The sequence below is a fragment of the Trinickia mobilis genome (genome assembly GCF_017315705.1).
Lineage (GTDB): Bacteria > Pseudomonadota > Gammaproteobacteria > Burkholderiales > Burkholderiaceae > Trinickia_A > Trinickia_A mobilis.
Genome location: NZ_JAFLRF010000044.1, coordinates 1 through 22,379 on the forward strand (window position 1 = coordinate 1; position 22,379 = coordinate 22,379).

The window sequence follows — 22,379 nt, forward strand, 5'->3', positions numbered from 1 at the left end:
TCTTTCGAGCGTTCGGCGGCGGGTGGGATGTTCCTCCCGACAGCCGAGTAGCAGAAGCAGCGCAAACGGCAGTGACTGTGAAATGACCGCCGCTCACTGACCTGCCAGCGGCGGCATAGACGGGATAACCGCAGCCGTCGCGGTCCTTGTATTCCAGCCCGAGACTATCTGTAGAAACGCAACGATCCGACAGCCAGGAAAATGAGGGAGGCGCAGGCGCAACTGGATGGATGGAACGAAGAGCGATGGCACTGTTTATTGTATTGCCACGGCTATTCGGTCGTCAGGCGCTTTCGCGCCTCAAGAAGTATGGAGGCGGAAAGCTTTGGGTCCGTCACAATCCGGGCGATCGTCACAGCCCCAATCATCGTCGAAAGCGTGACAAGCGCCTTTTTCTTCGCGGCAGCGGCTGGCAAATCGTCGAACTGCGCCGCCATGGCTTCCACCAGCTTCGAAAAGCCTTCCGTCGTCGCTTCGCGCACGTTCGCCGCGCTGCGTGCCAGTTCACTCCCCAAGGCTACGAAGGGGCAGCCGCTTCCCGGGTCATCTCGGTGCTTCGTCGAAAGATAGCCGGAAATTACTGCGGCAGGCCCACGGCCACCAGACGCGGCAGCTTCAACACCATCAATGAGCGACTGGATAGCCTGACTCACGGATTCCTCGATAACCTGATCCTTCGATTCGAAGTGCTTGTAAAAGCCCCCGTGAGTCAGCCCCGCCGCAGACATGACGTCCGACAGTGCCGCGCCGCCAATTCCTTTTCGCCGGAACTCCACCGACGCGGCATCTACGATGCGTTGCCTTGTCTGCGCCGCTTCCTGCCTCGATTTTCTCATCGCTCTCTGCCAATGCCGCATGGCGGCAACCATCCTCACCATCCAGAGGATACACAACATCTAAACAAAGTTCCACAAGCCTGCCAGGACGAGCGCCATCAACCGCATGGCGCAAATGACCATAAAGTTGTCATTTGCGAAGATAGCCCAAACGTCACATTCTGTCTGGAGTGATCCCAGTCCGAACGCGACTTTTGTTCGTTACTGAACGATCTTGGCCATCCTTGGAGAGGACCATGAAAGTGACGGCGATTTTCATGTGCATGTCCAACATAGCCGCCGCGACGCCTATCTCGCAGCATCGATCGATCCCTGCGAACTTGAACGCCGCATGCGCTCGATCGAAATCGACGGGTAGGGAGTCGAGCCAGTCGGCCCACGCGCCTCGAGACGATAGCGAAATGCGCGGAATACGGCGCTTGGCGCGCAGAGAGCTTAAATAAGCCCGGCCGTTCAACAAACCCTTCCCGCTCCCGGTTCGGTCGCGCCCGCCCCACTGACACGGGAATGTTCACGAAAACACGCTCGTGGCTATCGGCTCTTCAGGAGGGTTCGAACTTTTCGATAGCCTTCCCCGCTCATTGACATCATATTATGATGTTTAATATCATCTAAATGTCGAGACGGAATTGCAACCACATAGGCGCCAGATGCGTTCAAACCCTATAGACCTGTATGGCGCACGCACGGGGAACTGTCTGCGTGTCGCGATAGCTCTGGAAGAGGCAGGATTGCCTTATCGCCCCATCGGGCTGAATCTTCAGCAAGGAGAACAGCAGGAGGCGAAGTTCCTAGCCCTCAACCCGGCGGGCAAGGTGCCTGTGATCGTCGACCGCACCGATAATGACGAAGCGCTTGTTCTCACGCAATCCAATGCGATCCTGCTCTATGTCGCAGAAGCTGTTCCGGGAACCTTGTTCCCTGTTGGCGGCGCACGCCAACGTGCCATCGTTTATGAACGATTCTGCTACTTTTTGACGGATGTAATTGCCGTCAGCCACGCCGCATTTCACCTCCGGTCGGATGGCCAGAAGGGCGCTTCGCCGCAAGCGCTCGACCTACGCGCTATAAAGGCTCTCTCCGCTGCAGAGCGATTCGTAAAAACGTCCACGTTTGTCGCCGGGGAGACCTTTACATTAGCCGATATCGCAGCGGTCACTATCGCGTTCGCTCTTGAGCGGCACATTGATTGGAGCATGCTTCCACAACTTCATCGCTGGTACAGGGCCGTCATGGCGCGGCCTGCCGTCCTTCGAGGATTGGCGGCCTTCGGCGCGCGACAAGGGTAAAAAGATGTCGGCTACCGAAGGACCCCGCCTCTTCGGCAGCTTCATCGGGAAATCACTAACGACCCGTCATCGGCATCTGGCCGTGGGCGGCGCTTGCATTTGTAGGCCCGGCGACGGTTACAAGGGCCATCGCAACTCCGAGGGAGAGTGAGCGCATATCGAGTGCGATATTTCCGTTCAACTTAGATCTCTTGTGATTGTTTTGAGGTAGTTCGTTGGTCTTTGACGTTGCGAAGCAGCTCAAGCGGCGAATGCGTCACACTGGGAGTATTGACGGCGGTTATCGACCAAATCTCGGCCGCTCTCCGCAGTGAATACTCATGCAGGCACGCGACGCGCCGACTCGTTTAAATCCACTTGCTACATTCACGGCGCCTCGTTTGGAAAACCGTCAAGGCTCATAGTGCGACCTTCTTAATGCCCCGAGTCGGTACCGGCGGCCCTTGGCCCCACCTTGCGCAGCAGTGGCGCCAGCGCCGTAGCGATAACGAAAATGGCCATTATCAGAAGGAACGCATCGGCGTAGGCCATCGTCAATGCTTCGCGGAAGACCAACGAACGCAGTTGCTTGAGTGCGGCCAGCTTCGCACGGCCTACATCATCCATTGCCCGCCCGAACTGCGCTTGCGCTCGGTGCAGAAACAACTGTGCAGATGGGTCGCTTGCGGTAAGCCTGCTTGCGAGGCGCTCAAAGTGAAAATTTGTCCGATTGTTGAGGATCGCACCGCAAAATGCGATGCCCACCGCTCCGCCCAGGTTGCGCATCATGTTGAACAGTCCGCTGGCATATTTGAGCCGTTCCATGGGCAAGCTACCCAGACCCAGTGTGACGGCAGGCGCCACAGCGAACACCTGAGGAAAGCCACGAATGAGTTGCGGCCAGAGAAACTGATCTCCGCCCCAATCGTGCGTGATCCAGCTAAATCCCAGCATGGATAGCCCGAACATCGCAAGACCGAAAGTCATCAGCCAACGCAGGTCGACTCGGCGAGCGAGGACGATATAGAACGGCATACCCAGGAGTGCGCCAACTCCCGTCGCACAGACAATCGTGCCAATTTGCAAAGCCGATAGGTCACGCACGTACCCTAGGAACAATGGCACCAGATAGATGGTGGTAAAAATACCAATACCAGTAATGAAGGACAGGATGCAGCCGATCAGGAAATTGCGGTCCCTCAAGGCCCGTAGATCAACTACAGGACGGGGAAATGTCAGGCTGCGCGCCACGAAAAGCGTGCCGGCGATGGCCGAAACCCAAGCACCAAGACGGATGCCGGCATCATCGAACCAGTTCCAGCGCGCTCCTTCCTCGAGCACATACTCCAGGTTCCCAAGAAACGCGGCCATAAGGCCAATACCCAAGTAATCAGCGCCCTTTAGCAAAGAGAGGTCCGGTTCATCGATATCGACAAGCGTGGCAGTGCCGAAGGTCACCAGTAGACCAGGCACCAAGTTGATGTAGAACAACCAGCGCCAGGAAAGCGCATCAGTGACCCAGCCGCCAATGACCGGCCCGAGCGCCGGTGCCAGGGAGGCTATCGTACCAATCACAGCCGCGGCGAGTGGTTGCCGCTTGCCGGGGAAGTAGTGAAAGATCGAGGTGAAGACCGTGGGGATCATCGACGCGCCCAGCATGCCCTGAAGAGCCCGGAACACGATCATGCTTTCAATGCTCCAGGCCAGTCCGCACAGCATGCTGGCGACAGTGAACCCGAACGCTGACACAACGAACAGCCACCGGGTGGAAAAGACGCGTGTCAACAAGCCGGACATCGGGATAACAATAATCTCAGCGATCAGGTAGGCCGTCTGCAGCCACCCGATTTGATCCCTCCCGGCGGACAGACCGCCGCCGATATCCTGCAGCGACGCAGCGACAATTTGGATATCAAGCAGGGCGACGAACATACCAACGCACATCACCGCGAACGGCAATATCGGTGGCATCGACGCAGGCGTACGATCCGATGCGTTCATGACTCGAACCTGTGGCTGTCTACAGCGGCAGATACCGATTGCCCCGCAATCAACCCGCAAACGGCGGACATGGGTAAAACGAGTTCAATTTGCCCCAGCATCCGCGCATGCATTCGGATTCCGTTGGCGAACGCGAACTTGCCCGTCCGATCCCGCTGCATGCTTCCTCTCCTTGACCAATAGACGGGCTCCATCCCCAGCCCATCGTGGAAACGCGGGCCGCCGGCTTGCGCTCATTTAGCGTTCAAGCGACATCCTATTAGCGTTCAAATGCAATCTAAAGTCAACAGAAAATCGGAGGAAGCCTCAACTGGCACAGTCCCGCATTTGCAACGAACGTGCAGGCATAAGACTGTGTACATGACTAACAACGGGCGAGAAGTGATGGGAGAGTTGACGGGCGCAGCGGTCGGCCGCATACACCAAGCACGTGGATGGCAGACCCGGTAGCATCTCGGCGATGCGCTCATAGCCTTCGATCCAACGCAAACTTTCAAAAGCGGAGAGTAACCGCGATCCGCCGGCAGATTACAAGCGCTGTGCTATGTCATTGAAAGTAAACAGGCTTTTTCTCGACCGAGACTCGCCGGTCAAGATGCGGATAACGAGACGGGCTGTCGGGCCGAACCCGTTTGCGGCAATCATCGGCGTTCGACGCAACCTCCCCCTCGAAATCACCACCGGCGATCACAAAATCCTGCAGACCGGACTATCAGATGTCATTGGCCCCCAGCACCACGTATCTCGCGCACCCCGCGGCCAAGGCGTCGGCGCAGAAGCGTGCGCAACGTCGCGCCGTCGACATAGCCGACCTCGGCGGCGATCGCCTCGACATCAAGACGGCTTGTGCGGAGCAGATGAACGGCCCGCTCGACGCGAAGGTCTTGGAAGTAAGACAGCGGAGATTTGCCCAGCACGGCCTCGATGCGACGCTGCAGTGTTCGTGCACTTGTGGAAAGGGACTCTGCCGCTGCCTCAAGCGAAAAGCCCTGAGCGAGCCGGCCTCTTGCCCAACGCTCGAAGCGCTCGACGAGCGGGTCCGCCCGAGCCAGATGATCCGGAATCATGTAGGGCGCCTGTGAAGGCCGCGCGTCTACCAGCATGTAGCGGGCTACCATCGACGCAAGCGCGGGGCTCGCCTGATTCAGCAGCCAAAGAGCGAGGTCCAGGTGCCCCATCGCGGCTCCGGCCGTCGTAAAGTCACCCGAGGGCACCAGCATGCGCGTACTGTCCAGGCGGATCGCGGGATAACGCTGACGAAACAGCGGCGCGAGCCACCAGGTTGTGGTCGCTTCATGATCGTCCAACAGCCCAGATTCCGCCAGCACGAAAGTGCCGACGCAAGCGGCCGCGATCTTGGCGCCGTTGGCGTGGCTTTCGGTCAGCAATGCCATCGCATCAATCACGTCGCGCCGACCGAGCGCGGGCAGCAGTTGTGCAGGCATCTTCGTGCCAAGTGCAGGCACGACCAGCCAGTCGGGGCTGGTCATTGCGCTCACCGGTTTGACCGGAACGCGCATACCCAAAGCAGTCCGCACGACGCGTCGCATACCGATCAGCTCGATGTCGAAGCGCGGGCCCACTCCAGGCTCCTGAACTTCGGCGAGTTCGTTGGCGGTGGTGAAAACGTCGAGCATCGAAGAAAGTGCCGTATCGAAAACGCCGTCGAGGGCGAGTACCGTCAAACGCATGGCGTAAATGATCATAAAGTTGTCATTTATGACGATAGCCCAAACGCCGCACTCTGTCTAGAGTGATCCCAGTCCGAACGCGATTCTAGTTCGTGCCGACGATCCTGATCATCCTTGGAGAGGACCATGAAAGTGACAGCGACGGGCATGTGCATGCCCTTTACCGATGATCGACAGCAGCGCCTGCAAAGGGAGCAGTCGGTATGAGCCTTCCAAATGAGATCGTCACGTCGCAACGTGAAAAGGCAGACGAACACTATGGCCGCTCGAATCTGTTGGAAGCAATCCGAGCTGCGCTTGCGGCGGCGGGATCGGGGGATGGCGTATTGACGCCGGAGGTGCTCGCGCCGTTGGACCAATTCCATACGAGAGGCGCAGACGCGACGATTGAGCTTGCTCGTGAAGCAGGTATCGCTGTAAACAGCGTTGTGCTCGATATCGGCTCAGGCCTCGGTGGTCCGTCACGTTATCTCGCCTCGGCATTTGGCTGCCGAGTCTATGGCATCGACCTGAATGCCTCATTTGTGGACGCGGCGGCATACCTCTCGCAACGAGCCGACCTCGACTCGTTGGTGAGTTATCAATGCGCTGACGCTTTGTCAATCCCGTACGAAGACGGTTCGTTCGATTTTGTCTGGACACAGCATGTGGCCATGAACATTGCGGACCGCGACAAGCTGTATGCTGAGGCGTTTCGCGTACTGAAGCCCGGTGGCCGGTTCGCGATCTACGATGTCGTCGCCGCCAGTGGCGCGCCGCTACACTTTCCAGTGCCTTGGGCGAGTAATCAGAATACAAGCTTCCTGCTCAGCCCAACGTCAATGCGAGACATCTTGGAAGCTGCCGGCTTCCGTGTCATATCCTGGCACGATGGGACTCGGGCAGGCATCGAATGGTTCGAAGCACGTCGTGCAGCGTCGACGGCAACAGCGGGAACGCCTGCGCTCGGCTTACACGTCGTTATGGGACAAGCATTCCCGACGATGATTGCCAACTTCGCCCGCAATCTCGCCGAAGGCAGGATCGGACTCATTCAGGCTGTGCTCGAGCGTGCGGCCCAAACTAGATAGCGGCAGGTTAACCGGGCGGGCTTCCGTAATGCGGTGATGATCCCGCGGATATTATCAAGATCCAACGTAGAGATTTACTGCTACGTCTCTCTGAGAAAATTCAGATGGCACGCAACTCAAAAAGCCGAAAACCGATCCTTATTGGCACGCGGAATCATATCAAGCGCCGAACTTACCCCTGATGGCGTTGCTCGCAGCCGGCCCTGGAGCAAGCTCGAAATTCGGCCCAGTAGCGGGCTTGCCGGTACGCGCATCAACGACCACGAGTTTGGCAGGCCTACCGGTGCGCTTGTTGACAACTTGCAACGCGACACCGTCGTCCGCAAAGTGGTCATTACCAAAAGCGGTAAGCGCAAACAGAACGGACCGGAAGGCCTTTCCTCGCTCGGTTAGTAGATATTCCATGCGAGGAGGCGTTACGCTGTAAAGGCGCTTCTCAAGGAAGCCATTTTCGACCAAGGTCGCGAGGCGTCGGCTAAGAATATTGGGCGAAATCCCAAGATTACGCTCAAACTCGTCGAAGCGCGTCGAACCTCTTACTGCGTCCCGGAGGATCAAAATACTCCACCATTCGCCGACGCGCTCCAAAGTGCGGGCGATTGGACATTCCATGTCTTCAAAGCTTTTTCGTTTCATGGTTTCGAGTCTAGCTTAGTGAATTTCACTTTGCAAGTTACTGTATTGGATGACTTCGGCGTATCTAGGTGCTACGGTTGTCCGGACGCGTCCCGGCCAGCCAATAGGGGTTAATGCCAATGGCCGCACCGTGTGACTATTTTCAATGTAGCCACTTCAACAACGCAATTTATTGTCGCATCGCCGTTCTTCAGCCATTTCCCGTGTTCGGATTGAGCGGCTCCCGGTAAACCGGGCCATCATGTCAGCGAGTTCTCGGCGGCAGACCTGAAAGGTGCTGAAGCTGGCACGCCCAACAGGCTGTTGAAATATCCCTTCGCCAACACGTGCTATTCCATTTTGTGCCACATGCGGCGTCACGCCATGTGCGCGGCACGTTGCCACGAAATGTAGCAAAGCATCGCACCCGTGCCACAACTCTTGCGAAACCGCCGGGCCTGACAGTCCGCGCCGGATTCATGTGTCTCGTTGCTGCGCTTCTCGCCATGCCAGTTCTCATGAGAGGCAGCACTTCTGTCAGCATGCGTTCGCTGCGAATCGAATACAGCACCTGCAGCAGCAGCGCCCGAATCAGCTTCTCCGGCGCGATGCTCGGGCGACCGCTCTTGGCCTCGCTCTCGTACCTACGCGAGAAGAGTGCATCCATGCGAGTGAGCGTGTCGTTCAGCCACAGCCGAATCGGTCGCAACGGGTGATCGGCTGGAACGAAGTCATCCAGCCGAGACGTCGTGAACATCGACTCGATATAACCGTCCGCTCCGCGCATCGCTTTGGTCTCAGTGTTGTTCGATTCTTTGTCTCGACGTTTGCCCCTCCCGCCCGGATGACCGGCGCGGAAGGTATTTCAACAGCCTGCCAATAGTCGACCACCGTTACCTTCCCGTGCTTTCGCGCCCAGATATCCAGCGTGATGCCGCAATCCATAGTCCTGCAACGAGAAGCCCCTTCTCTCCATCAGGATTAGCGCGATTGCATCTCCGATCGCAGACATCACTGCCACACTGGCCGTCGGCGTAACTTCCAGTGGGCAAGGCTCCTTTACGATCCCCATATCGATCACCTTGTCACTTAGCCGACGCAATTCTGATTCGGGATGGGATGTGATGGCGATAATGGGCCCGCAGTCAAGATGACGAGCAAGCTGTATCGCATCCAGAACCTCCCTTGTTTTCCCGCTTGTCGAAAAGGCCACGATGCAATCTTTCGGCGATATCACCCCGAGGTCGCCGTGCACAGCCTCGCCTGGATGAAGGTAGGTTGCCGGGGACCCCGTAGAGCAAAGTGTAGCGCCGAACTTTCTAGCCACTAACCCGGCCTTGCCCATGCCCGTTGTAACGATCTTTCCGCAACAATTAAATAGCGTTTCGATCGCTTCATCGAAGGATGGATCCAAAGTTACTGCTGCAATTGCTGCAGCTTCCGCCGCCAATATTGCATGGGCCCTAGTTGTCCACTGCGACATTGTTCTTCCTTAGCTTCAGCGTGAGTCGTTTGCGCAGGTTGCGCGACTGCCGGCAGGCAGGCGTCTGGGATCGGCTGCACGAGGTACTTCTGGCGACGCTTCGAACCACCAATCGCATCGACTGGTCGCTGCGTGTTTCGTCATTCCTTGTACCGTCGACTCCGGCTCTCCACTTGATAAACCGACACCTGCATTGCCAAAGAGCAAAACCTGGCGCTTCTCGGCGATGGTATTAGTCAGACGCGGGTCCCATTCGCCCAAGTTGCCCCGGAAGCGATGACAGAAGAAAAGGGGCGGCTCAGCGGAATCCTTTCCGACCACTCGGTATGCGTGCCTGACTCCGCCACCTTCAACAGATCGCGTCTTTGCTGCCTGGAAGGCATTGCTTGTCACCATGCTGAATGCCTCTCCTTCAAAAAACGAATCGCTAGTGCCCAGCATGTTCAGGGCCCTTCATGCTTTCTACACAGTAGTAACTATCATTACAAAAGCATAATTTCGAGACCAGTGTTGATTACCCTCGCTCAATGCACGGGCGCTTGTCCATCTGCGAGCGGCGTGTTGGCGAGCGCTGCCACGGACTGCGACACCCCCGGAAGGGAATGACCCATCATTAACAACACCTGAAACACGGATCTGTAAGGCCTGTTGGAAACGTGTCGCTGTTGCTTCTTTTTGGATAGTAGATATCATGGTGATAGTGTCAAACGGTGGGGCGCGAGAAGCCATTGTGCAGGCCCCGAATCCGCGATCCTGGATGGTCCGATCGAACTGACCAAAGAGGAAGAGAAATGAAAGGACTCACGCCAGATTTCCGGCTTGTCTCCCCCAAGCCTGCCATCGAGTCTGTCTCTGTGACGGCAAATCTTGCCCTGCAGCGCTCATCCGACCTACTGGCATCTATGCCTGCTCCGATTGCAGCCCAGTTCGCCGAGCTAAATGCGCTGGAAATTGTGAGAACAGAATTGGACCTTGAAATGCCACCAGTCGGATTGGTGCTGCGACAAAGGGAGCAGATGTCATTGCCACGCAATACTTTGTCCGCACCGTGAGAGAGGCCGCGGGCAAATTATCAGCTTGACATAGCGAGTTAAATAGCCTTCCGGCTAACGACATCTTGGGGTGAAGCGCGAAAGGCTGGCAAACGAACCACGCCAGAAGAAATTCGCGTAGGTGTGCTGATTTTCTTTGGCGCTATACGAGATCTTTTGCAGGATAACGTTTTCATCGTGAAAGCCGCCGTGCCGACGACGCCGGGCTGAACGTAAGCCGTCGATCGCGGTCGATTACTTCAGGCCAGCTTCGGCTAGCTACGATCATTGGGCCGCGAGAGGCATTGGTCACTCGAATGTCTCTTCCACTTCGACAAGAGGTTCATCGCGTGCAGACTGAAACCCGAAAAGAAGTCAGGGAGGCTTCAAAAGCTGAGGTATTGAGGCGTAAGGGCTGCGCCTGCGTCGAATAGCGTTACATCCGCTGAAAAAAATCGGGGCTTGCTTGCGGACAACGGATCGAAGCGTGCTGTCGCATTGTGCGCACGGCCGACAGCGCGATCTGTTCGTAAAAGGTCCCGCTTCCTGTAACCAAATTGCGCGCTGGAACGATCTAGTGAATGACAGGCGCTCATCACCGAGCTGGCGCGACTTGCTTGGTCCGGGTCGCTCCTCTCCATACTGGATTCATTCATGAAGCAACTTCGTTCACTCCTCCGTCTCGTTGATCCATCGTGCCTCGCTTCGAAGCTTCAGCACCTTTCCCCATTGCCGATTCGCTTGATGATCGGGTACGGGTTCATGGCTCACGGGTACGCAAAGATAGTGAAGCATCCAGAACATTTCGCCGCGATCCTTCATGCGCTCGGCGTACCGGCGCCGCATTTCATGGCCTGGGCGACCATCGTGATCGAGCTGCTTGGCGGGTTGGCGATTTTTGTCGGTGCCTTCGTGCCGATCATTACGGTGCCGATGCTTGTCGTGCTTGCCGTAGCTTCGCTGACGGTCCATCTGCAATTCGGGTTCACCTCGATCAAGCTGATGGACGTCGTGAACGGCATACCGCAGTTCGGACCACCGGGCTACGAAACCGACCTGCTGTATGCGACCGGATTGCTGACCCTGGTGTTCGGTGGTGCCGGGCCGCTCGCCGTCGATACGCAGCTGCGCCTGTGGTACGCGGGCATTCAAAGTCATCATCGCGTGCCCGAGGCCCACGTCTGATTGTTCGAAACCTGTCGGCGTTGGCGCTCTTTCGGCGCTTTGCATCATGACCGCTGGAAACCTGAACCACACCGTGGCCGAGCACGTGAACGCGTCGGCGCAATCGACTGCGGAGCGCCGGCTGAGCGCGCTTCTCCTGCAGTCGCTCGATGGTGACAGGGCGGCTTACCGCGATTTTCTCTTCGAGCTGACGCGGCATCTGCGCGCTCGGCTGAGGAAGAAACTGCGCAGGCGGGATGAAGATGTGGAAGACCTGGTGCAGGAGATCCTGATCGCCGTTCACAAGGGTCTCGATACGTTCACGCGAGAAGTGCCGCTTACAGCCTGGATAAGTGCCATCGTGCGCTACAAGGTGGCGGACTATCATCGCGCGCGCTTTCGCTGGGACTCGCTGCATGAGCCACTGGATGACGACGGGGGACTGTTCGTGGAATCCGGCAGTGACAGATCGGACGCGCAGCGTGACCTGCAGAAGTTGCTGGCGACACTGCCGCAAGCGCAACGGCTGCCGATCGTGCACATGCGGCTATGGGGCATGTCGGTTGCCGAAACGGCTTCGCTGACGGGGCTTTCCGAGTCCGCCGTGAAGGTCGGGGTACATCGGGGACTGAGGGCGCTTGCCGCCAGGATTCGGGGGAAAGACCATGAAGACTGAAGACCTCATCGCGACACTCGCGGACGCGCCGCGTCCGCCCAGCCGAGCGACGGTTAGCAAACGCCTGGGCTTAGCCCTTGTGGCAAGCATCGCAACGGCGTTGCTAATGCTGCCGACGATCCCGCGTAACGGTGTCAGGCTCGAGACGGCATTCCTCGCGCAACTTTTCTGGGTCAAGGTTCTGCTATCGCTGTCGATGATGGCCGCAGGGCTGTGGGTGACCGCACGCCTCGCGCGACCGGGTCTCCGCGTCGGGCGCGCCTGGCTCGCGCTAGGTTTTCCGGTTGCAGCGGTATGGTTCGCCGCGGTGGCGATCCTGTCTGGATCGCCCGGTACGGACCGCGTGGATCTCGTGCTGGGGCACACCTGGCGCACGTGTTCGCTCTACATCGCTCAACTGTCGAGTCTGCCGCTGCTCATGCTGTTCTGGGCGATGCGAGGGCTGGCCGTCACACGACCCGTGACGGCAGGTGTGACGATCGGGCTGCTGGCAGGAGCGATCGGCACATTGGCCTACTGTTTGCGCTGTCCGGAGACCGAGGTGCCCTGCTGGGCTACCTGGTACTCGCTGGGGATGGCCGTTCCCGCACTGATCGGGGGGGTGGCCGGTCGATGGATACTCCGCTGGTAGATGCGGTTCCGGTTTGCCGTGACAGTGGTTGGACCAGACGCTTCCTTGGTTTTCGCTCAATCCATTTGAGGTGAGACGGCTATAACCAGCAGATTCTTTCCTCCGCCGTAACCAAAAACGTCTGAGGACCGATATATCCAATAGCAAGCCTGCGAATGTGCTTGCCACTTGGGCGATGGTTCAAATGGCCTTTGGATAGGTATGCAAATTAAGCGGCTTACTCCTATGAAACAGACGAAAGTGTCTGACGAGAAGTACTTATGTCATGACGGGCCAGTCAGGAAGATGCCAACCCAACCTGAAAAGGAATCGAGATGAAAGCGCGAAACATTCTGGGCATGATCCTAGTGGCTGGTATTTGCGGAGCAGCTCTAACTGACGCAAATGCTCAGGAAAAAACCCGTGCGGAAGTGCGGCAGGAACTCATTGATGCGGAAAATCATGGCTCGAATCTGGTCACCGACGCATCGTACCCGGACGTCAGCCCGGCCTACCAGCAACGTCTGGCCCAAATGAACTCGGCGCAAGCCGGCGGTACCGGGGGAGGATCGAGTGGAACAAGTGCGAGCGGCACGAAGGACGCTCCTGCGAGTTCCGGTTCTCCGGACGGCTGTGCTGGTCCGGTCAGCTTCTGCAACATCTATTTTGGTAGTTGAGCGGGAGCGAGGGCAATGAATTGCTCCACACTGCCCTCGATGGACCGATTGGAAGAAAATGCTGACGCGCATGCGGGCTGTTGCGCGAAGAGTCCGGAGGGGGCGAGGAATTTGTGAACCAATTAACTGCCATGCGGGTTTTCACAGAGGTTTGGAGGCTGCAGAGCTTTACGCTCGCAGCAACCCACCTTGGAATGTCTGCGGCCGCCGTTACGCGCCATGTCGGTATGCTTGAAGCGCATCTGAACGTCAGATTGATCAACCGCACGACGAGACGTCTGTCGCTATCGGATGCGGGAAGCGACTACCTGGACGCATGCCGGACCATCTTGCGGCACATCGACGAAGTGGAGTCGGCCATCGCCGATTCGACATTATCCGCGCGCGGGACGCTACGGATCGGTACTTCGCGGGTGTTTGCCTCGGCGTACCTTTGCGATCTTCTGTCCGCATATAGCCGGACCCAGACTGCAGTCAATTTCGAAGTTCAGAGCTTCGATGGGGAGTTCGATCCTGCGGAACGAGGCCTCGATATTGGTTTTGTGGACATTCCACCCACGCGCTCGTCGTTGATATGCCGCGAGCTATTCTCGTTTTCGGATGTACTTGTTGCATCCCCGGCATATCTGTCCGGTCACGGCAAGCCTGAAACCCCAGGTGAACTCGAAAATCATAAGCTGCTGAAAATGTCGGGACATTTGCAGCATGCCTGGGAGTTTAGAGACCGGGCGGGATGCTACCGCGTTGAGCACGGCCGCGGCGCGCTGAAGACATCAAGCCCTGAGATGGCACGTGTTGCGGCGTTGAGGAATATGGGCATTGCCTTGCTGCCAAATCCCTTGGTGCGCGGTGACATCATGCAAGGTAGCTTGATACATTTGCTGGAAGCCTTTGACGTTGATCGGTCGCCTCAGTGTTTCTCGCTCGTCTATCAAGAGCGGAGCAAACTCACGGCGAAGGTTCGGACCTTCGTCGACTTTACCACTGCATATTTCCGCGACGAAGCGGACTTCCCCCCGCTCAAGGCGGTTGCCTGAGTCATTCAGGAGACGCAGCCCCGCCCCGACGATGTGTCATCGGGCAGGCCGACTTACCCGCCGGGAGGATTTTGCGGGGTGAGGAGCGCGCCCTTTCTGGATCGCGATGTCGGCGGACGTAAGCGCTCGCCCATCCCGAGCCATGAGTTCCAGGCGCCGGATCGGCTCTTCTTTCTCCTTGTCGACCGCCATCATCATCGGCTCGCCGGGAGCGAACAGATATTGCTCGCCCCACTGCCGGAGCGCCACGAGCACGGTCTGCAGACGCTGCCCGGCCTCCGTCAAATGGTATTCGCTATGCGCGCTGCCGTCCTCGGCCGGCCGCGTCTCCATGATGCCGGCGGCGACCATCTCGCGCAGGCGAGTGCTGAGGATGTTCTTCGCCATGCCGAGATTCTTTTGAAACTCGCCAAAACGCCGAACACCCTTCAACGCGTCGCGGACAATCAGCAGCGTCCACCAATCGCCGACGATGTCCAAGGATCGCGCGACCGGGCATTCGGCGGTCTTCAAGCACGTACGTCGCATGGTTTCCTCTTTTTCTGGCGTTTCGTTGCGCCTTTACAGGCAGCTTGTCGAAACTCGGCTCGTGAACATCGGGCCGGCGACGCGACCCGTCTTGCGGGCCAGTATAGCGCGTCTGGTTGCATGATTAAACCGGCGTGTGTTAAATTCGCGGATCGGTAGCATGATTAAACGGTCTTTTGGTCGATCGGCAGGTCGTCCGCCGATAACGGAACCCGCAAACAAGTGCATATGCACCCAGATGGAGTGCGATAATGTGGATCGTCAGGGTAGCACTCAGAAGGCCCTATACTTTTATCGTCCTGGCCTTGCTGCTCGGCATCATCGGGCCGCTCGCCGTGCTGCGCACGCCAACGGATATCTTTCCCAATATCAACATTCCGGTCGTCAGCGTCATCTGGACCTATAGCGGCCTGCCGCCGAACGAGATGAGCGACCGGATCGCCGGGAACTTCGAGCGTTTCACGCTCGCCACGGTCAACAATATCGAGCACATCGAGTCACAGTCGCTCTCGGGTGTTTCGGTCATCAAGTACTTCTTTCACCCCGGCACGAACGTCGACTTGTCGATCAGTCAGCTGACGGCGGGTGCGCAATCGTGGCTGAAGCAATTGCCCCCAGGGAGCACGCCGCCGCTCATCCTCTCCTATAACGCCTCCAGCGTTCCCATCATTCAGCTGGCGCTTTCCAGCAAGACCATTCCGGAGCAGGGTCTCTACGACCTCGCCAACAATTTCGTCAGAACGCAGCTCGCCGGCGTCGCGGGTGCGTCGATTCCGTTTCCGTACGGGGGGCGTACGCGCCAAGTGCAGGTCGATCTCGATCAGCGGCTGCTGCAGGCGCGCGGCGTTTCGGCCGACGACGTCGTCAACGCGATCAACGCGCAGAACCTGATCATCCCGGCCGGCACGCAGAAGGTAGGAGAGTTCGAGTACAACATCAAATTGAACGGCAGTCCGGTTGCCGTCCAGGACCTCAACGACCTGCCGATCAAGACGGTCAACGGCACGGTCGTCTACGTCCACGACGTGGCGCATGTGCGCGACGGCTCGGCGCCGCAGACCAACATCGTCCGCGTCGACGGCCGGCACGCGTCGCTGATGACGATCCAGAAGACAGGCACCGCGTCGACCCTCGATATCATCGGCCAGATCAAAGCGCTGCTGCCATCCGTGCGCAACGCGTCGCCGCCCGCGCTCGACATCCAGCCGATCGGCGATCAATCGGTGTTCGTGAAGGCGGCCATCAGCGGCGTGGTGCGCGAAGGGGTCATCGCCGCCGCGTTGACCGCGCTCATGATCCTGCTCTTCCTCGGAAGCTGGCGCTCGACGCTCATCATCACCATTTCGATCCCGCTGTCGGTGCTCTGCTCGCTGATCGGGCTGTCGCTTCTGGGCGAGACGATCAACATCATGACGCTGGGGGGACTGGCGCTCGCCGTCGGCATTCTGGTCGACGACGCCACGGTCGCCATCGAAAGCATCAATGCCCATCTCGAGCGCGGCGCCGAAGTCGAGGCGGCCATCCTCGCAGGCGCTCAGGAGATCGCCGTGCCGGCATTGGTCGCCACACTGTGCATATGCATCGTTTTCGTGCCGATGTTCTTCCTGTCCGGCGTCGCGCGCTACCTCTTCGTGCCGCTGGCGGAGGCGATCGTCTTCGCCATGCTCGCCTCCTATGTGCTCTCCCGCACGCTGATCCCAACCCTCGCGAAGTACTGGCTGCGGATGCACGAGGGGCACGGCGCGGAGCACGGCTCGCGCAATCCGCTCGTCAGACTGCAGGATGCCTTCCAGCGCGGCTTCGAGGCACTGCGGCAGCGCTACCATCGGATCCTGGCGCGAATGATTGCACGGCGCCGCATCTTCATCCCCGTGTTCCTCGGCTGCATGCTGGCGTCGCTTGCGCTCGTCCCGTGGCTCGGCAGCAACTTCTTTCCGTCGGTCGACAGCGGTCAGATCAAGCTGCACCTGCGCGGCCATGCCGGCCTGCGGGTCGAGGAAACCGCGCGGCTCACCGACGACGTCGAGGCGGCCGTGCGGAACACCATTCCGGGCGCCGAGATATCGAGCGTGGTCGACAACGTCGGCCTGCCGATCAGCGGCATCAACCTCTCGTACAGCAACTCCGCTCCGACCACCGCCGCCGATGCCGACATCCTCATCACGCTGAAAGAGAAGCATCGTCCGACCGCGGACTACGTCCGTCAGTTGCGGGCATCGTTGCCCAAGGCGTTTCCGGGCGTCAGCTTCGCTTTCCTGCCTGCCGACATCGTCAGCCAGATTCTGAATTTCGGCGCCCCGGCGCCCATCGATATCCAGGTCAGCGGATTCAACGTCGAGGCCAACAACGCGTTCGCGCAAAAGCTGCAAGAGCAGGTCCGGCACGTGTCGGGCATTGCCGATGTGCGCATTCAGCAGGACCTCGACTATCCGGAGTTCGACGTCAAGGTCGACCGCAGCCGCGCGCAGGATGTGGGCCTGTCCCAGCGCGAGGTGGCCAACGTCCTGCTGTTCACGCTGACGGGCAGCTTCCAGACCAGCCCGACGTTCTGGCTCGACACGAAAAACGGCGTCTCCTATCCAATCGTCACCCAGACACCGCAGCCGCAGCTCGATTCCCTGGACGCGCTTCGCAACGTGCCGCTCACCACGGCAGGCGGCCAGGCGCAAATCCTGGGGGCAGTCAGCACGATCACGCGCAGCGTGGGACCGGCTGTGGTCTCGCACTACAACGTGAAGCCGACGATCGACATCTACGCCGCCGTGCAGGACCGCGATCTCGGTGCCGTTGCGACGGACGTCAACAAGCTCGTCGATGCGGCGCAAAAGAATCTGCCGCGCGGCTCGTCCATCGTGGTGCGCGGCCAGGTGCAGACGATGCAGACGTCCTTCGCGGGCCTCTTCGGCGGTCTCGCTTTCGCGATCCTGCTCGTCTATTTGCTCATCGTCATCAATTTCCAGTCCTGGACCGACGCCTTCATCATCGTCACGGCGCTGCCCGCCGCGCTGGCCGGCATCGTCTGGATGTTGTTCCTGACCCGCACGCCGCTCTCCGTGCCGGCGCTCACCGGCGCAATCATGAGCGTCGGCGTGGCGACCGCGAACAGCATCCTGGTGGTGAGCTTCGCCCGCGATCGTCTGCTCGAGGTAGGCGGCGACGCGCTGAAGGCAGCGACCGACGCCGGCTTCTCCCGCTTCCGCCCCGTGCTGATGACAGCGCTCGCGATGGTCATCGGCATGGTGCCGATGGCGCTGGGCCTCGGCGACGGCGGCGAACAGAACGCGCCGCTCGGCCGCGCCGTCATCGGCGGGCTCGGCTTCGCCACCGTCGCCACCCTGCTCTTTGTGCCCGCCGTGTTCAGCCTGATCCACGGCCGTAAAAAGAAGGCGCCGGCACCCGGCCCCACGCAACGACGAGAATTGGATACGGAGTTTGAACATGAGTGAACATCAACTGCAAGGGCGCAAGCTGCTCCCGCTGTGCGGCGCGGTGCTCGTGATCGGCGCGGTCGCCTGGGGCATCTGGTCGCGCGGCAGTGCCGAGGCGGCGCTCGTCAAGGTGACCAACGACGAGGCGATGCCGACAGTCTCCGTGATCCCGGCCGCCGCCGGCCCCGCCGACGAAGCGCTCGTGCTTCCCGGCACGGTGCAGGCCGAATACGAGACGCCGATCTACGCGCGCACCAGCGGCTACGTGAAGCACTGGTACACCGACATCGGCACGCGCGTGAAGGCCGGGACGCTCCTTGCCGAGATCGACTCGCCCGAAGTCGACCAGCAGCTCCGCCAGGCCAAGGCCGACCTGGCAACGGCAAAGGCGAACAACCTCATTGCGCAGGAAACGGCGAAACGCGTCCACGCGTTGCTGCCGACGCAATCCGTCTCGGCCGAGCAGGACGATCAGGCAACCAGCGATGCCGCGGCCAAGGCCGCGCTCGTCGCCGCCGCCGAGGCGAATGTCGAGCGTCTGACTCAACTGGTCGGGTTCGAGCGAGTCGCGGCGCCCTACGACGGGGTCGTCACGGCGCGCGAAACCGATGTCGGCGACCTGATCAATGCCGGCAGCGGCAGCGGGCCGGAACTCTTCCGGGTCGCCGATACCAGCAAGCTCAGGATCTATGTCCAGGTGCCGCAGAGCTACGCGGCGCTCGTGAAGCCCGGCGTCACGGCCGCGCTGCAGTTCCCGGAATATCCGGGCCGGACCTTCCCGGCGAACTTCACGCGCTCGGCCGACGCGATCAATCCGAGCGCGCGGACCCTGCTCGTCGAACTCGAAACCGACAACGCGAGCGGCGAGCTGTTTCCCGGCGGCTATACCGATGTCCACTTCGAGGTGCCGGTCGCGCAGCGCGGCGTGAACATTCCGGCCAACGCGCTGCTGTTTCGGGCCGAAGGGGTACGCGTGGCGAGCGTCGCAAGCAGTGGCCTCGTCGCGCTGCATACGGTCACGCTAGGCCGCGATTTCGGTCCCACAGTCGAAGTCACGACTGGGGTGGCGCCGGGCGAGAAGATCATCCTCAACCCGCCTGCGTCGCTCGCCGACGGCGAGCGAGTGCGGGTGCAGAGCGATCGCGATCCGGCTCCAGGAGGCCGGTCATGAAGCGATTTCTAAAATGCGGCGTACCGCTCGTCGCGTGCCTGCTCTCCGCCTGCAATTTCGCGCCGAAATACGCGCCGCCGCCCGTTGCGACGCCCGCCGGCTTTAAGGAGTCCGCGGACTGGACGCCGGCGACGCCGCAGGATTCGGCGCCGCGCGGGCGATGGTGGCAGATCTTCCAGGACCCGGCGCTCGACCGGCTGGAAGACCAGGTGACGGCCGCGAACCAGAACCTGAAGGCTGCGGTCGCCCAGTACGACGAAGCGCGCGCCGACGCAAAGACGGCGCAGGCCGACTATTACCCCACGCTCGACGCGAGCGGGTCCGCGTTGCGCGAGGGCTTGTCGCGCGACGCGGCGAATCCGTTGCCGAACCGATCGTTCAAGAACTACAGCCTCGGACTCGACTTCGATTACGAAATCGACGTCTGGGGCCGCGTGCGCAACCAGGCGAAGGCCGGCGCGGACCGGGAGCAGGCCAGCGCCGGCGATCTCGCCACGGTGGATCTGAGCCTCCATGCGGAGCTCGCCAACGACTACTTCATCCTGCGCGGCGACGATGCCGAACAGGACGTGCTCGACCGGACGGTCGAGAACTATCGCAAAGCGCTGGAGCTTACGCAGGCGAGGTTCGACATCGGGTACGCGGCAAAGCCGGACGTCTCCGCGGCCGAGGCCCAGTTCGAAAGCGCTACGACGCAGGCCACCGAGATCCGGCTGAAGCGGACGAATCTCGAACACGCCGTCGCGATCCTCACGGGACAGCCGCCGGCGGGCTTCGCGCTGCCTGAAAACAAGCTCGATGCAACGCCGCCCGACGTCGCGCCGGTACTGCCGGCCGCCCTGCTCGAGCGGCGTCCCGACATCGCGGCGGCGGAACGCCGGGTCGCGGCCGCCAATGCGGACATTGGCGTCGCCAAGGCCGCCTATTACCCGGCCTTCAATTTGAACGCGCTGCTCGGTGTCGAGGCAGCCATGCCGAACCACCTCTTCACGGCACCTGCGCAAGCGTGGTCGCTGGGCCCTTCCGCCGTCGTGAACCTCTTTGACGGCGGCAAGCGTCGTGCGCTCAACGACCGCGCCCGCGCTTCCTATGAGGAGGCCGCGGCACAATACCGCCAGACCGTACTCGATGCGTACGGCGAGGTCGAGGACAGTCTCGCGTCGCTGCGCCTCCTCGCTCGCGAGGCCATCAGCCAGCAGGCGGCCGTGACCGCCGCCGCGGATTCGACGGCACAGGCGACGCATCTCTATTCCGGGGGGCTGGCCAACTACTACAACGTCATCGTGGCGCAGAACATCGAGCTCACCGCACGACTGACGCAGGTCGACATCGCGACGCGCCGGATGACCGCCGACGTGTCGCTCATCAAGGCGCTTGGCGGCGGCTGGCAGCGCAAGGACGGGCTGGCGCCCGGCACCACGACCGACTCGGTCGCTTTCCTTCATCGCCGAAACGATCCCTCTTTGTAGGCGGACGCGAAGTATGGATACCATCAGAAACATGAAGGCTTTTGTCGCGGTCGCAGAAACCAGCAGCTTCACGAAAGCGGCACATCAGTTGTCAACGACGCTGCCTGTGATATCGCGCTGGATCTCCGAGCTCGAAGGTCATCTGCGCACTCGCCTCTTGAACCGCACGACACGCCGTGTCGCGTTGACCGAAGCCGGCCAGCGGTATTTAGAACGTTGCCGCGAGATTCTGGCATCGGTCGCCGCAGCCGAAGCGGAGGCTTCGGACGCCCGTGCCATTCCGGCAGGGACACTCAGGATTCATGCGATGTCGAGCATCGGCCAGAACTACGTCATACCTGCGATTGCCGCCTATCAGGCGTGCTATCCGGAAGTCACCGTCGACCTGACGCTGACGCAGGGCGTGCCGGACCTTCTGGAAGAAGGCTACGACGTGGCGATCCGGCTGTCGCGCGATGCGCTGCCGGATTCGAACCTCGTTTCCCATCATCTGGGGGCTATCCGCACGGTCCTGTGCGCCGCGCCGCGCTATCTCGAGGTCCATGGCACGCCTCGCACCGTGAAAGATCTCGCGCGCCATTCGTGCCTGCAGCTGGCGCTGCCCATGTTTGCGTCGGACCGATGGCTGCTCATCGGCCCGGACGGAGAACGCGAATTCCAGCTTCCCGCCAGCCGCTTCAAGGTGAACATGCCCGACGCGATGGCGGTGGCATTGCACGAAGGCATGGGCATCGGGACCCTTCCGACGCTCGCCATCCGTTCCGCTTTGCGAGCGGGCTCCCTGGTCAGGGTGCTGCCCGACTATCATCTGCAGGAGCTCAATGTCTACGCGGTTTACGCTTCCCGACAATATCTCGATGCGAAGATCAGGACGTGGGTCCAGTTCGTCCGGGAATGGATAACCGACGCGATACGCGCAGACGACATAGGCATTGCCGGTACGCCTGGGAAAGACGTTGAACCGAGATTGCCGCGAAACATGGCAAGCGTGCGGGACGGCAGTTCAGCGGACTTCGCGCGGCCCGTTTCCACCGCTTCAACTCGGGTGCTGTGCTGAGAAACAGGTAGAAATCCGCGGCGCCGCGCTCCGATTCGCTCGAACGCGCGCGCACCGCTTCCGACTGCCCGCCGACATCAATGGTCGTGATCGTGATGCCAGTCGCCGCCGCCATGATCGTGATGCCACTCCGCCTCGCGCTCGTGGTGCCGGTCGTCGTGCTCGTGATCCCAGCCATGGTGCCGTTCCTCCCACTCGCGGCGCCCCCAGTAGCGATCGCCGTCGTAGTAGCGCTCGCCGTACCAGCCGGGACTCACCACGACCACACCGGGTTCAGGAGGCGGCGCATAAACGACAGGCGGCGGCGGTGCGTAGACCACCGGTGGAGGCGGGGGCGCATACACGACCCCGGGAATGCCGATATCGACACCGACATCGACGTGCGCGAACGCCGCGGACGATGCCCCAATTCCAGCGCCTGCAATCAGTGCTAACGCAATCCAGCGGCTTCGTGTGAGGGCCATGATTTTTCTCGGGTATGTGGGTTTAAGCAAAGGAATGCACAGTCGTTTTCGCTACGCTCAGTCGCAGTCGCGGCAGTAGCCTTCACAGCAGCTGTCAATGAAG

The 22,379-nt window shown here is 60.3% G+C and carries 20 protein-coding genes and 1 pseudogene; 13 read left to right on the forward strand and 8 right to left on the reverse strand.

Annotated elements, in window-relative coordinates:
- Nucleotides 1-272: 272 nt before the first annotated feature.
- The gene (locus J3489_RS31795) at nt 273-869 is read right to left on the reverse strand and encodes a TetR/AcrR family transcriptional regulator (protein ID WP_242540468.1); all 597 of its coding nucleotides are present in this window, start codon (nt 867-869) and stop codon (nt 273-275) included.
- A 226-nt stretch (nt 870-1,095) separates the two neighbouring features.
- Here J3489_RS31795 and J3489_RS31800 point away from each other — a divergent pair, with 226 nt between their 5' ends.
- Both J3489_RS31800 and J3489_RS31805 read left to right on the forward strand, forming a co-directional pair.
- Complete coding sequence (locus tag J3489_RS31800; RefSeq protein ID WP_309491452.1) at nt 1,096-1,194, forward strand: DUF3563 family protein; 99 nt, start codon at nt 1,096-1,098, stop codon at nt 1,192-1,194.
- A gap of 292 nt (nt 1,195-1,486) precedes the next feature.
- On the forward strand, nt 1,487-2,125 hold the full coding sequence (locus J3489_RS31805) for a glutathione S-transferase family protein (protein ID WP_207004796.1): 639 nt from the start codon (nt 1,487-1,489) through the stop codon (nt 2,123-2,125).
- 414 nt (nt 2,126-2,539) lie between these two features.
- Here the strand turns inward: J3489_RS31805 and J3489_RS31810 are convergent, their stop codons facing one another.
- Nucleotides 2,540-4,105, reverse strand: coding sequence for a DHA2 family efflux MFS transporter permease subunit (locus J3489_RS31810; RefSeq protein ID WP_207004797.1), 1,566 nt, complete (start codon nt 4,103-4,105; stop codon nt 2,540-2,542).
- Nucleotides 4,106-4,824: 719 nt separating this feature from the next.
- Nucleotides 4,825-5,796, reverse strand: a complete 972-nt coding sequence (locus J3489_RS31815) for a GlxA family transcriptional regulator (RefSeq protein ID WP_207004836.1) — start codon at nt 5,794-5,796, stop codon at nt 4,825-4,827.
- Nucleotides 5,797-5,999: 203 nt separating this feature from the next.
- Here J3489_RS31815 and J3489_RS31820 point away from each other — a divergent pair, with 203 nt between their 5' ends.
- On the forward strand, nt 6,000-6,866 hold the full coding sequence (locus J3489_RS31820) for a class I SAM-dependent methyltransferase (protein ID WP_207004798.1): 867 nt from the start codon (nt 6,000-6,002) through the stop codon (nt 6,864-6,866).
- A gap of 159 nt (nt 6,867-7,025) precedes the next feature.
- On the opposite strand, the gene J3489_RS31825 is transcribed toward J3489_RS31820, so the two are convergent.
- The 3 genes and pseudogenes from J3489_RS31825 to J3489_RS31835 form a co-directional block, all read right to left on the reverse strand.
- The gene (locus tag J3489_RS31825) at nt 7,026-7,502 is read right to left on the reverse strand and encodes a winged helix-turn-helix transcriptional regulator (protein ID WP_207004799.1); all 477 of its coding nucleotides are present in this window, start codon (nt 7,500-7,502) and stop codon (nt 7,026-7,028) included.
- Nucleotides 7,503-8,013: 511 nt separating this feature from the next.
- Nucleotides 8,014-8,268 (reverse strand): annotated as a pseudogene (locus J3489_RS38030) (transposase); the annotation flags it as partial.
- A gap of 78 nt (nt 8,269-8,346) precedes the next feature.
- Complete coding sequence (locus J3489_RS31835; RefSeq protein ID WP_207004800.1) at nt 8,347-8,964, reverse strand: SIS domain-containing protein; 618 nt, start codon at nt 8,962-8,964, stop codon at nt 8,347-8,349.
- Nucleotides 8,965-9,755: 791 nt separating this feature from the next.
- On the opposite strand from J3489_RS31835, the gene J3489_RS31840 reads away from it, so the two are divergent.
- The 6 genes from J3489_RS31840 (at nt 9,756) to J3489_RS31865 (ending at nt 14,159) form a co-directional block, all read left to right on the forward strand.
- Nucleotides 9,756-10,016, forward strand: coding sequence for a type 2 periplasmic-binding domain-containing protein (locus tag J3489_RS31840; RefSeq protein WP_207004801.1), 261 nt, complete (start codon nt 9,756-9,758; stop codon nt 10,014-10,016).
- 633 nt (nt 10,017-10,649) lie between these two features.
- The gene (locus J3489_RS31845; protein WP_207004802.1) at nt 10,650-11,180 is read left to right on the forward strand and encodes a DoxX family protein; all 531 of its coding nucleotides are present in this window, start codon (nt 10,650-10,652) and stop codon (nt 11,178-11,180) included.
- Between the two features lie 46 nt (nt 11,181-11,226).
- A complete protein-coding gene (locus J3489_RS31850; RefSeq protein WP_207004803.1) occupies nt 11,227-11,835 on the forward strand; it encodes a sigma-70 family RNA polymerase sigma factor in 609 nt (202 codons plus the stop codon).
- Nucleotides 11,825-12,466: a DUF1109 domain-containing protein gene (locus J3489_RS31855; protein ID WP_207004804.1), complete on the forward strand. Its 642-nt coding sequence runs from the start codon at nt 11,825-11,827 to the stop codon at nt 12,464-12,466. The genes J3489_RS31850 and J3489_RS31855 overlap by 11 nt, the downstream gene beginning before the upstream one ends.
- 314 nt (nt 12,467-12,780) lie before the next feature.
- Nucleotides 12,781-13,122 carry a DUF4148 domain-containing protein gene (locus J3489_RS31860; RefSeq protein ID WP_207004805.1) on the forward strand — a complete coding sequence of 114 codons (342 nt, stop codon included), beginning with the start codon at nt 12,781-12,783 and terminating at the stop codon, nt 13,120-13,122.
- Nucleotides 13,123-13,235: 113 nt separating this feature from the next.
- Nucleotides 13,236-14,159, forward strand: a complete 924-nt coding sequence (locus J3489_RS31865; protein ID WP_207004806.1) for a LysR family transcriptional regulator — start codon at nt 13,236-13,238, stop codon at nt 14,157-14,159.
- Nucleotides 14,160-14,195: 36 nt separating this feature from the next.
- Here the strand turns inward: J3489_RS31865 and J3489_RS31870 are convergent, their stop codons facing one another.
- Nucleotides 14,196-14,687: a winged helix-turn-helix transcriptional regulator gene (locus J3489_RS31870; protein ID WP_207004807.1), complete on the reverse strand. Its 492-nt coding sequence runs from the start codon at nt 14,685-14,687 to the stop codon at nt 14,196-14,198.
- Between the two features lie 251 nt (nt 14,688-14,938).
- Here J3489_RS31870 and J3489_RS31875 point away from each other — a divergent pair, with 251 nt between their 5' ends.
- From J3489_RS31875 to J3489_RS31890, 4 genes are read left to right on the forward strand one after another with little or no spacing between them, the layout of a single operon-like run.
- Nucleotides 14,939-18,133 carry an efflux RND transporter permease subunit gene (locus tag J3489_RS31875; RefSeq protein WP_207004808.1) on the forward strand — a complete coding sequence of 1,065 codons (3,195 nt, stop codon included), beginning with the start codon at nt 14,939-14,941 and terminating at the stop codon, nt 18,131-18,133.
- Complete coding sequence (locus J3489_RS31880; protein ID WP_207004809.1) at nt 18,126-19,286, forward strand: efflux RND transporter periplasmic adaptor subunit; 1,161 nt, start codon at nt 18,126-18,128, stop codon at nt 19,284-19,286. The genes J3489_RS31875 and J3489_RS31880 overlap by 8 nt, the downstream gene beginning before the upstream one ends.
- A complete protein-coding gene (locus J3489_RS31885; RefSeq protein WP_207004810.1) occupies nt 19,283-20,755 on the forward strand; it encodes an efflux transporter outer membrane subunit in 1,473 nt (490 codons plus the stop codon). Before J3489_RS31880 ends, J3489_RS31885 begins: the two co-directional genes overlap by 4 nt.
- Before the next feature lie 13 nt (nt 20,756-20,768).
- On the forward strand, nt 20,769-21,812 hold the full coding sequence (locus J3489_RS31890) for a LysR family transcriptional regulator (protein WP_207004811.1): 1,044 nt from the start codon (nt 20,769-20,771) through the stop codon (nt 21,810-21,812).
- Between the two features lie 77 nt (nt 21,813-21,889).
- Here J3489_RS31890 and J3489_RS31895 read toward each other — a convergent pair whose 3' ends face one another.
- Nucleotides 21,890-22,276: a hypothetical protein gene (locus tag J3489_RS31895; protein ID WP_207004812.1), complete on the reverse strand. Its 387-nt coding sequence runs from the start codon at nt 22,274-22,276 to the stop codon at nt 21,890-21,892.
- Nucleotides 22,277-22,379: the final 103 nt, after the last annotated feature.

Coding starts and splice junctions, on each gene's coding strand:
- J3489_RS31845 (WP_207004802.1), top strand. CDS start 10,650: ATGAAGCAACTTCGTTCACTCCTCCGTCTCGTTGATCCATCGTGCCTC.
- J3489_RS31815 (WP_207004836.1), bottom strand. CDS start 5,796: ATGCGTTTGACGGTACTCGCCCTCGACGGCGTTTTCGATACGGCACTT.
- J3489_RS31825 (WP_207004799.1), bottom strand. CDS start 7,502: ATGAAACGAAAAAGCTTTGAAGACATGGAATGTCCAATCGCCCGCACT.
- J3489_RS31835 (WP_207004800.1), bottom strand. CDS start 8,964: ATGTCGCAGTGGACAACTAGGGCCCATGCAATATTGGCGGCGGAAGCT.
- J3489_RS31795 (WP_242540468.1), bottom strand. CDS start 869: ATGGTTGCCGCCATGCGGCATTGGCAGAGAGCGATGAGAAAATCGAGG.
- J3489_RS31820 (WP_207004798.1), top strand. CDS start 6,000: ATGAGCCTTCCAAATGAGATCGTCACGTCGCAACGTGAAAAGGCAGAC.
- J3489_RS31860 (WP_207004805.1), top strand. CDS start 12,781: ATGAAAGCGCGAAACATTCTGGGCATGATCCTAGTGGCTGGTATTTGC.
- J3489_RS31805 (WP_207004796.1), top strand. CDS start 1,487: ATGCGTTCAAACCCTATAGACCTGTATGGCGCACGCACGGGGAACTGT.
- J3489_RS31880 (WP_207004809.1), top strand. CDS start 18,126: ATGAGTGAACATCAACTGCAAGGGCGCAAGCTGCTCCCGCTGTGCGGC.
- J3489_RS31875 (WP_207004808.1), top strand. CDS start 14,939: ATGTGGATCGTCAGGGTAGCACTCAGAAGGCCCTATACTTTTATCGTC.
- J3489_RS31870 (WP_207004807.1), bottom strand. CDS start 14,687: ATGCGACGTACGTGCTTGAAGACCGCCGAATGCCCGGTCGCGCGATCC.
- J3489_RS31855 (WP_207004804.1), top strand. CDS start 11,825: ATGAAGACTGAAGACCTCATCGCGACACTCGCGGACGCGCCGCGTCCG.
- J3489_RS31885 (WP_207004810.1), top strand. CDS start 19,283: ATGAAGCGATTTCTAAAATGCGGCGTACCGCTCGTCGCGTGCCTGCTC.
- J3489_RS31840 (WP_207004801.1), top strand. CDS start 9,756: ATGAAAGGACTCACGCCAGATTTCCGGCTTGTCTCCCCCAAGCCTGCC.
- J3489_RS31890 (WP_207004811.1), top strand. CDS start 20,769: ATGGATACCATCAGAAACATGAAGGCTTTTGTCGCGGTCGCAGAAACC.
- J3489_RS31850 (WP_207004803.1), top strand. CDS start 11,227: ATGACCGCTGGAAACCTGAACCACACCGTGGCCGAGCACGTGAACGCG.
- J3489_RS31895 (WP_207004812.1), bottom strand. CDS start 22,276: ATGGCCCTCACACGAAGCCGCTGGATTGCGTTAGCACTGATTGCAGGC.
- J3489_RS31810 (WP_207004797.1), bottom strand. CDS start 4,105: ATGAACGCATCGGATCGTACGCCTGCGTCGATGCCACCGATATTGCCG.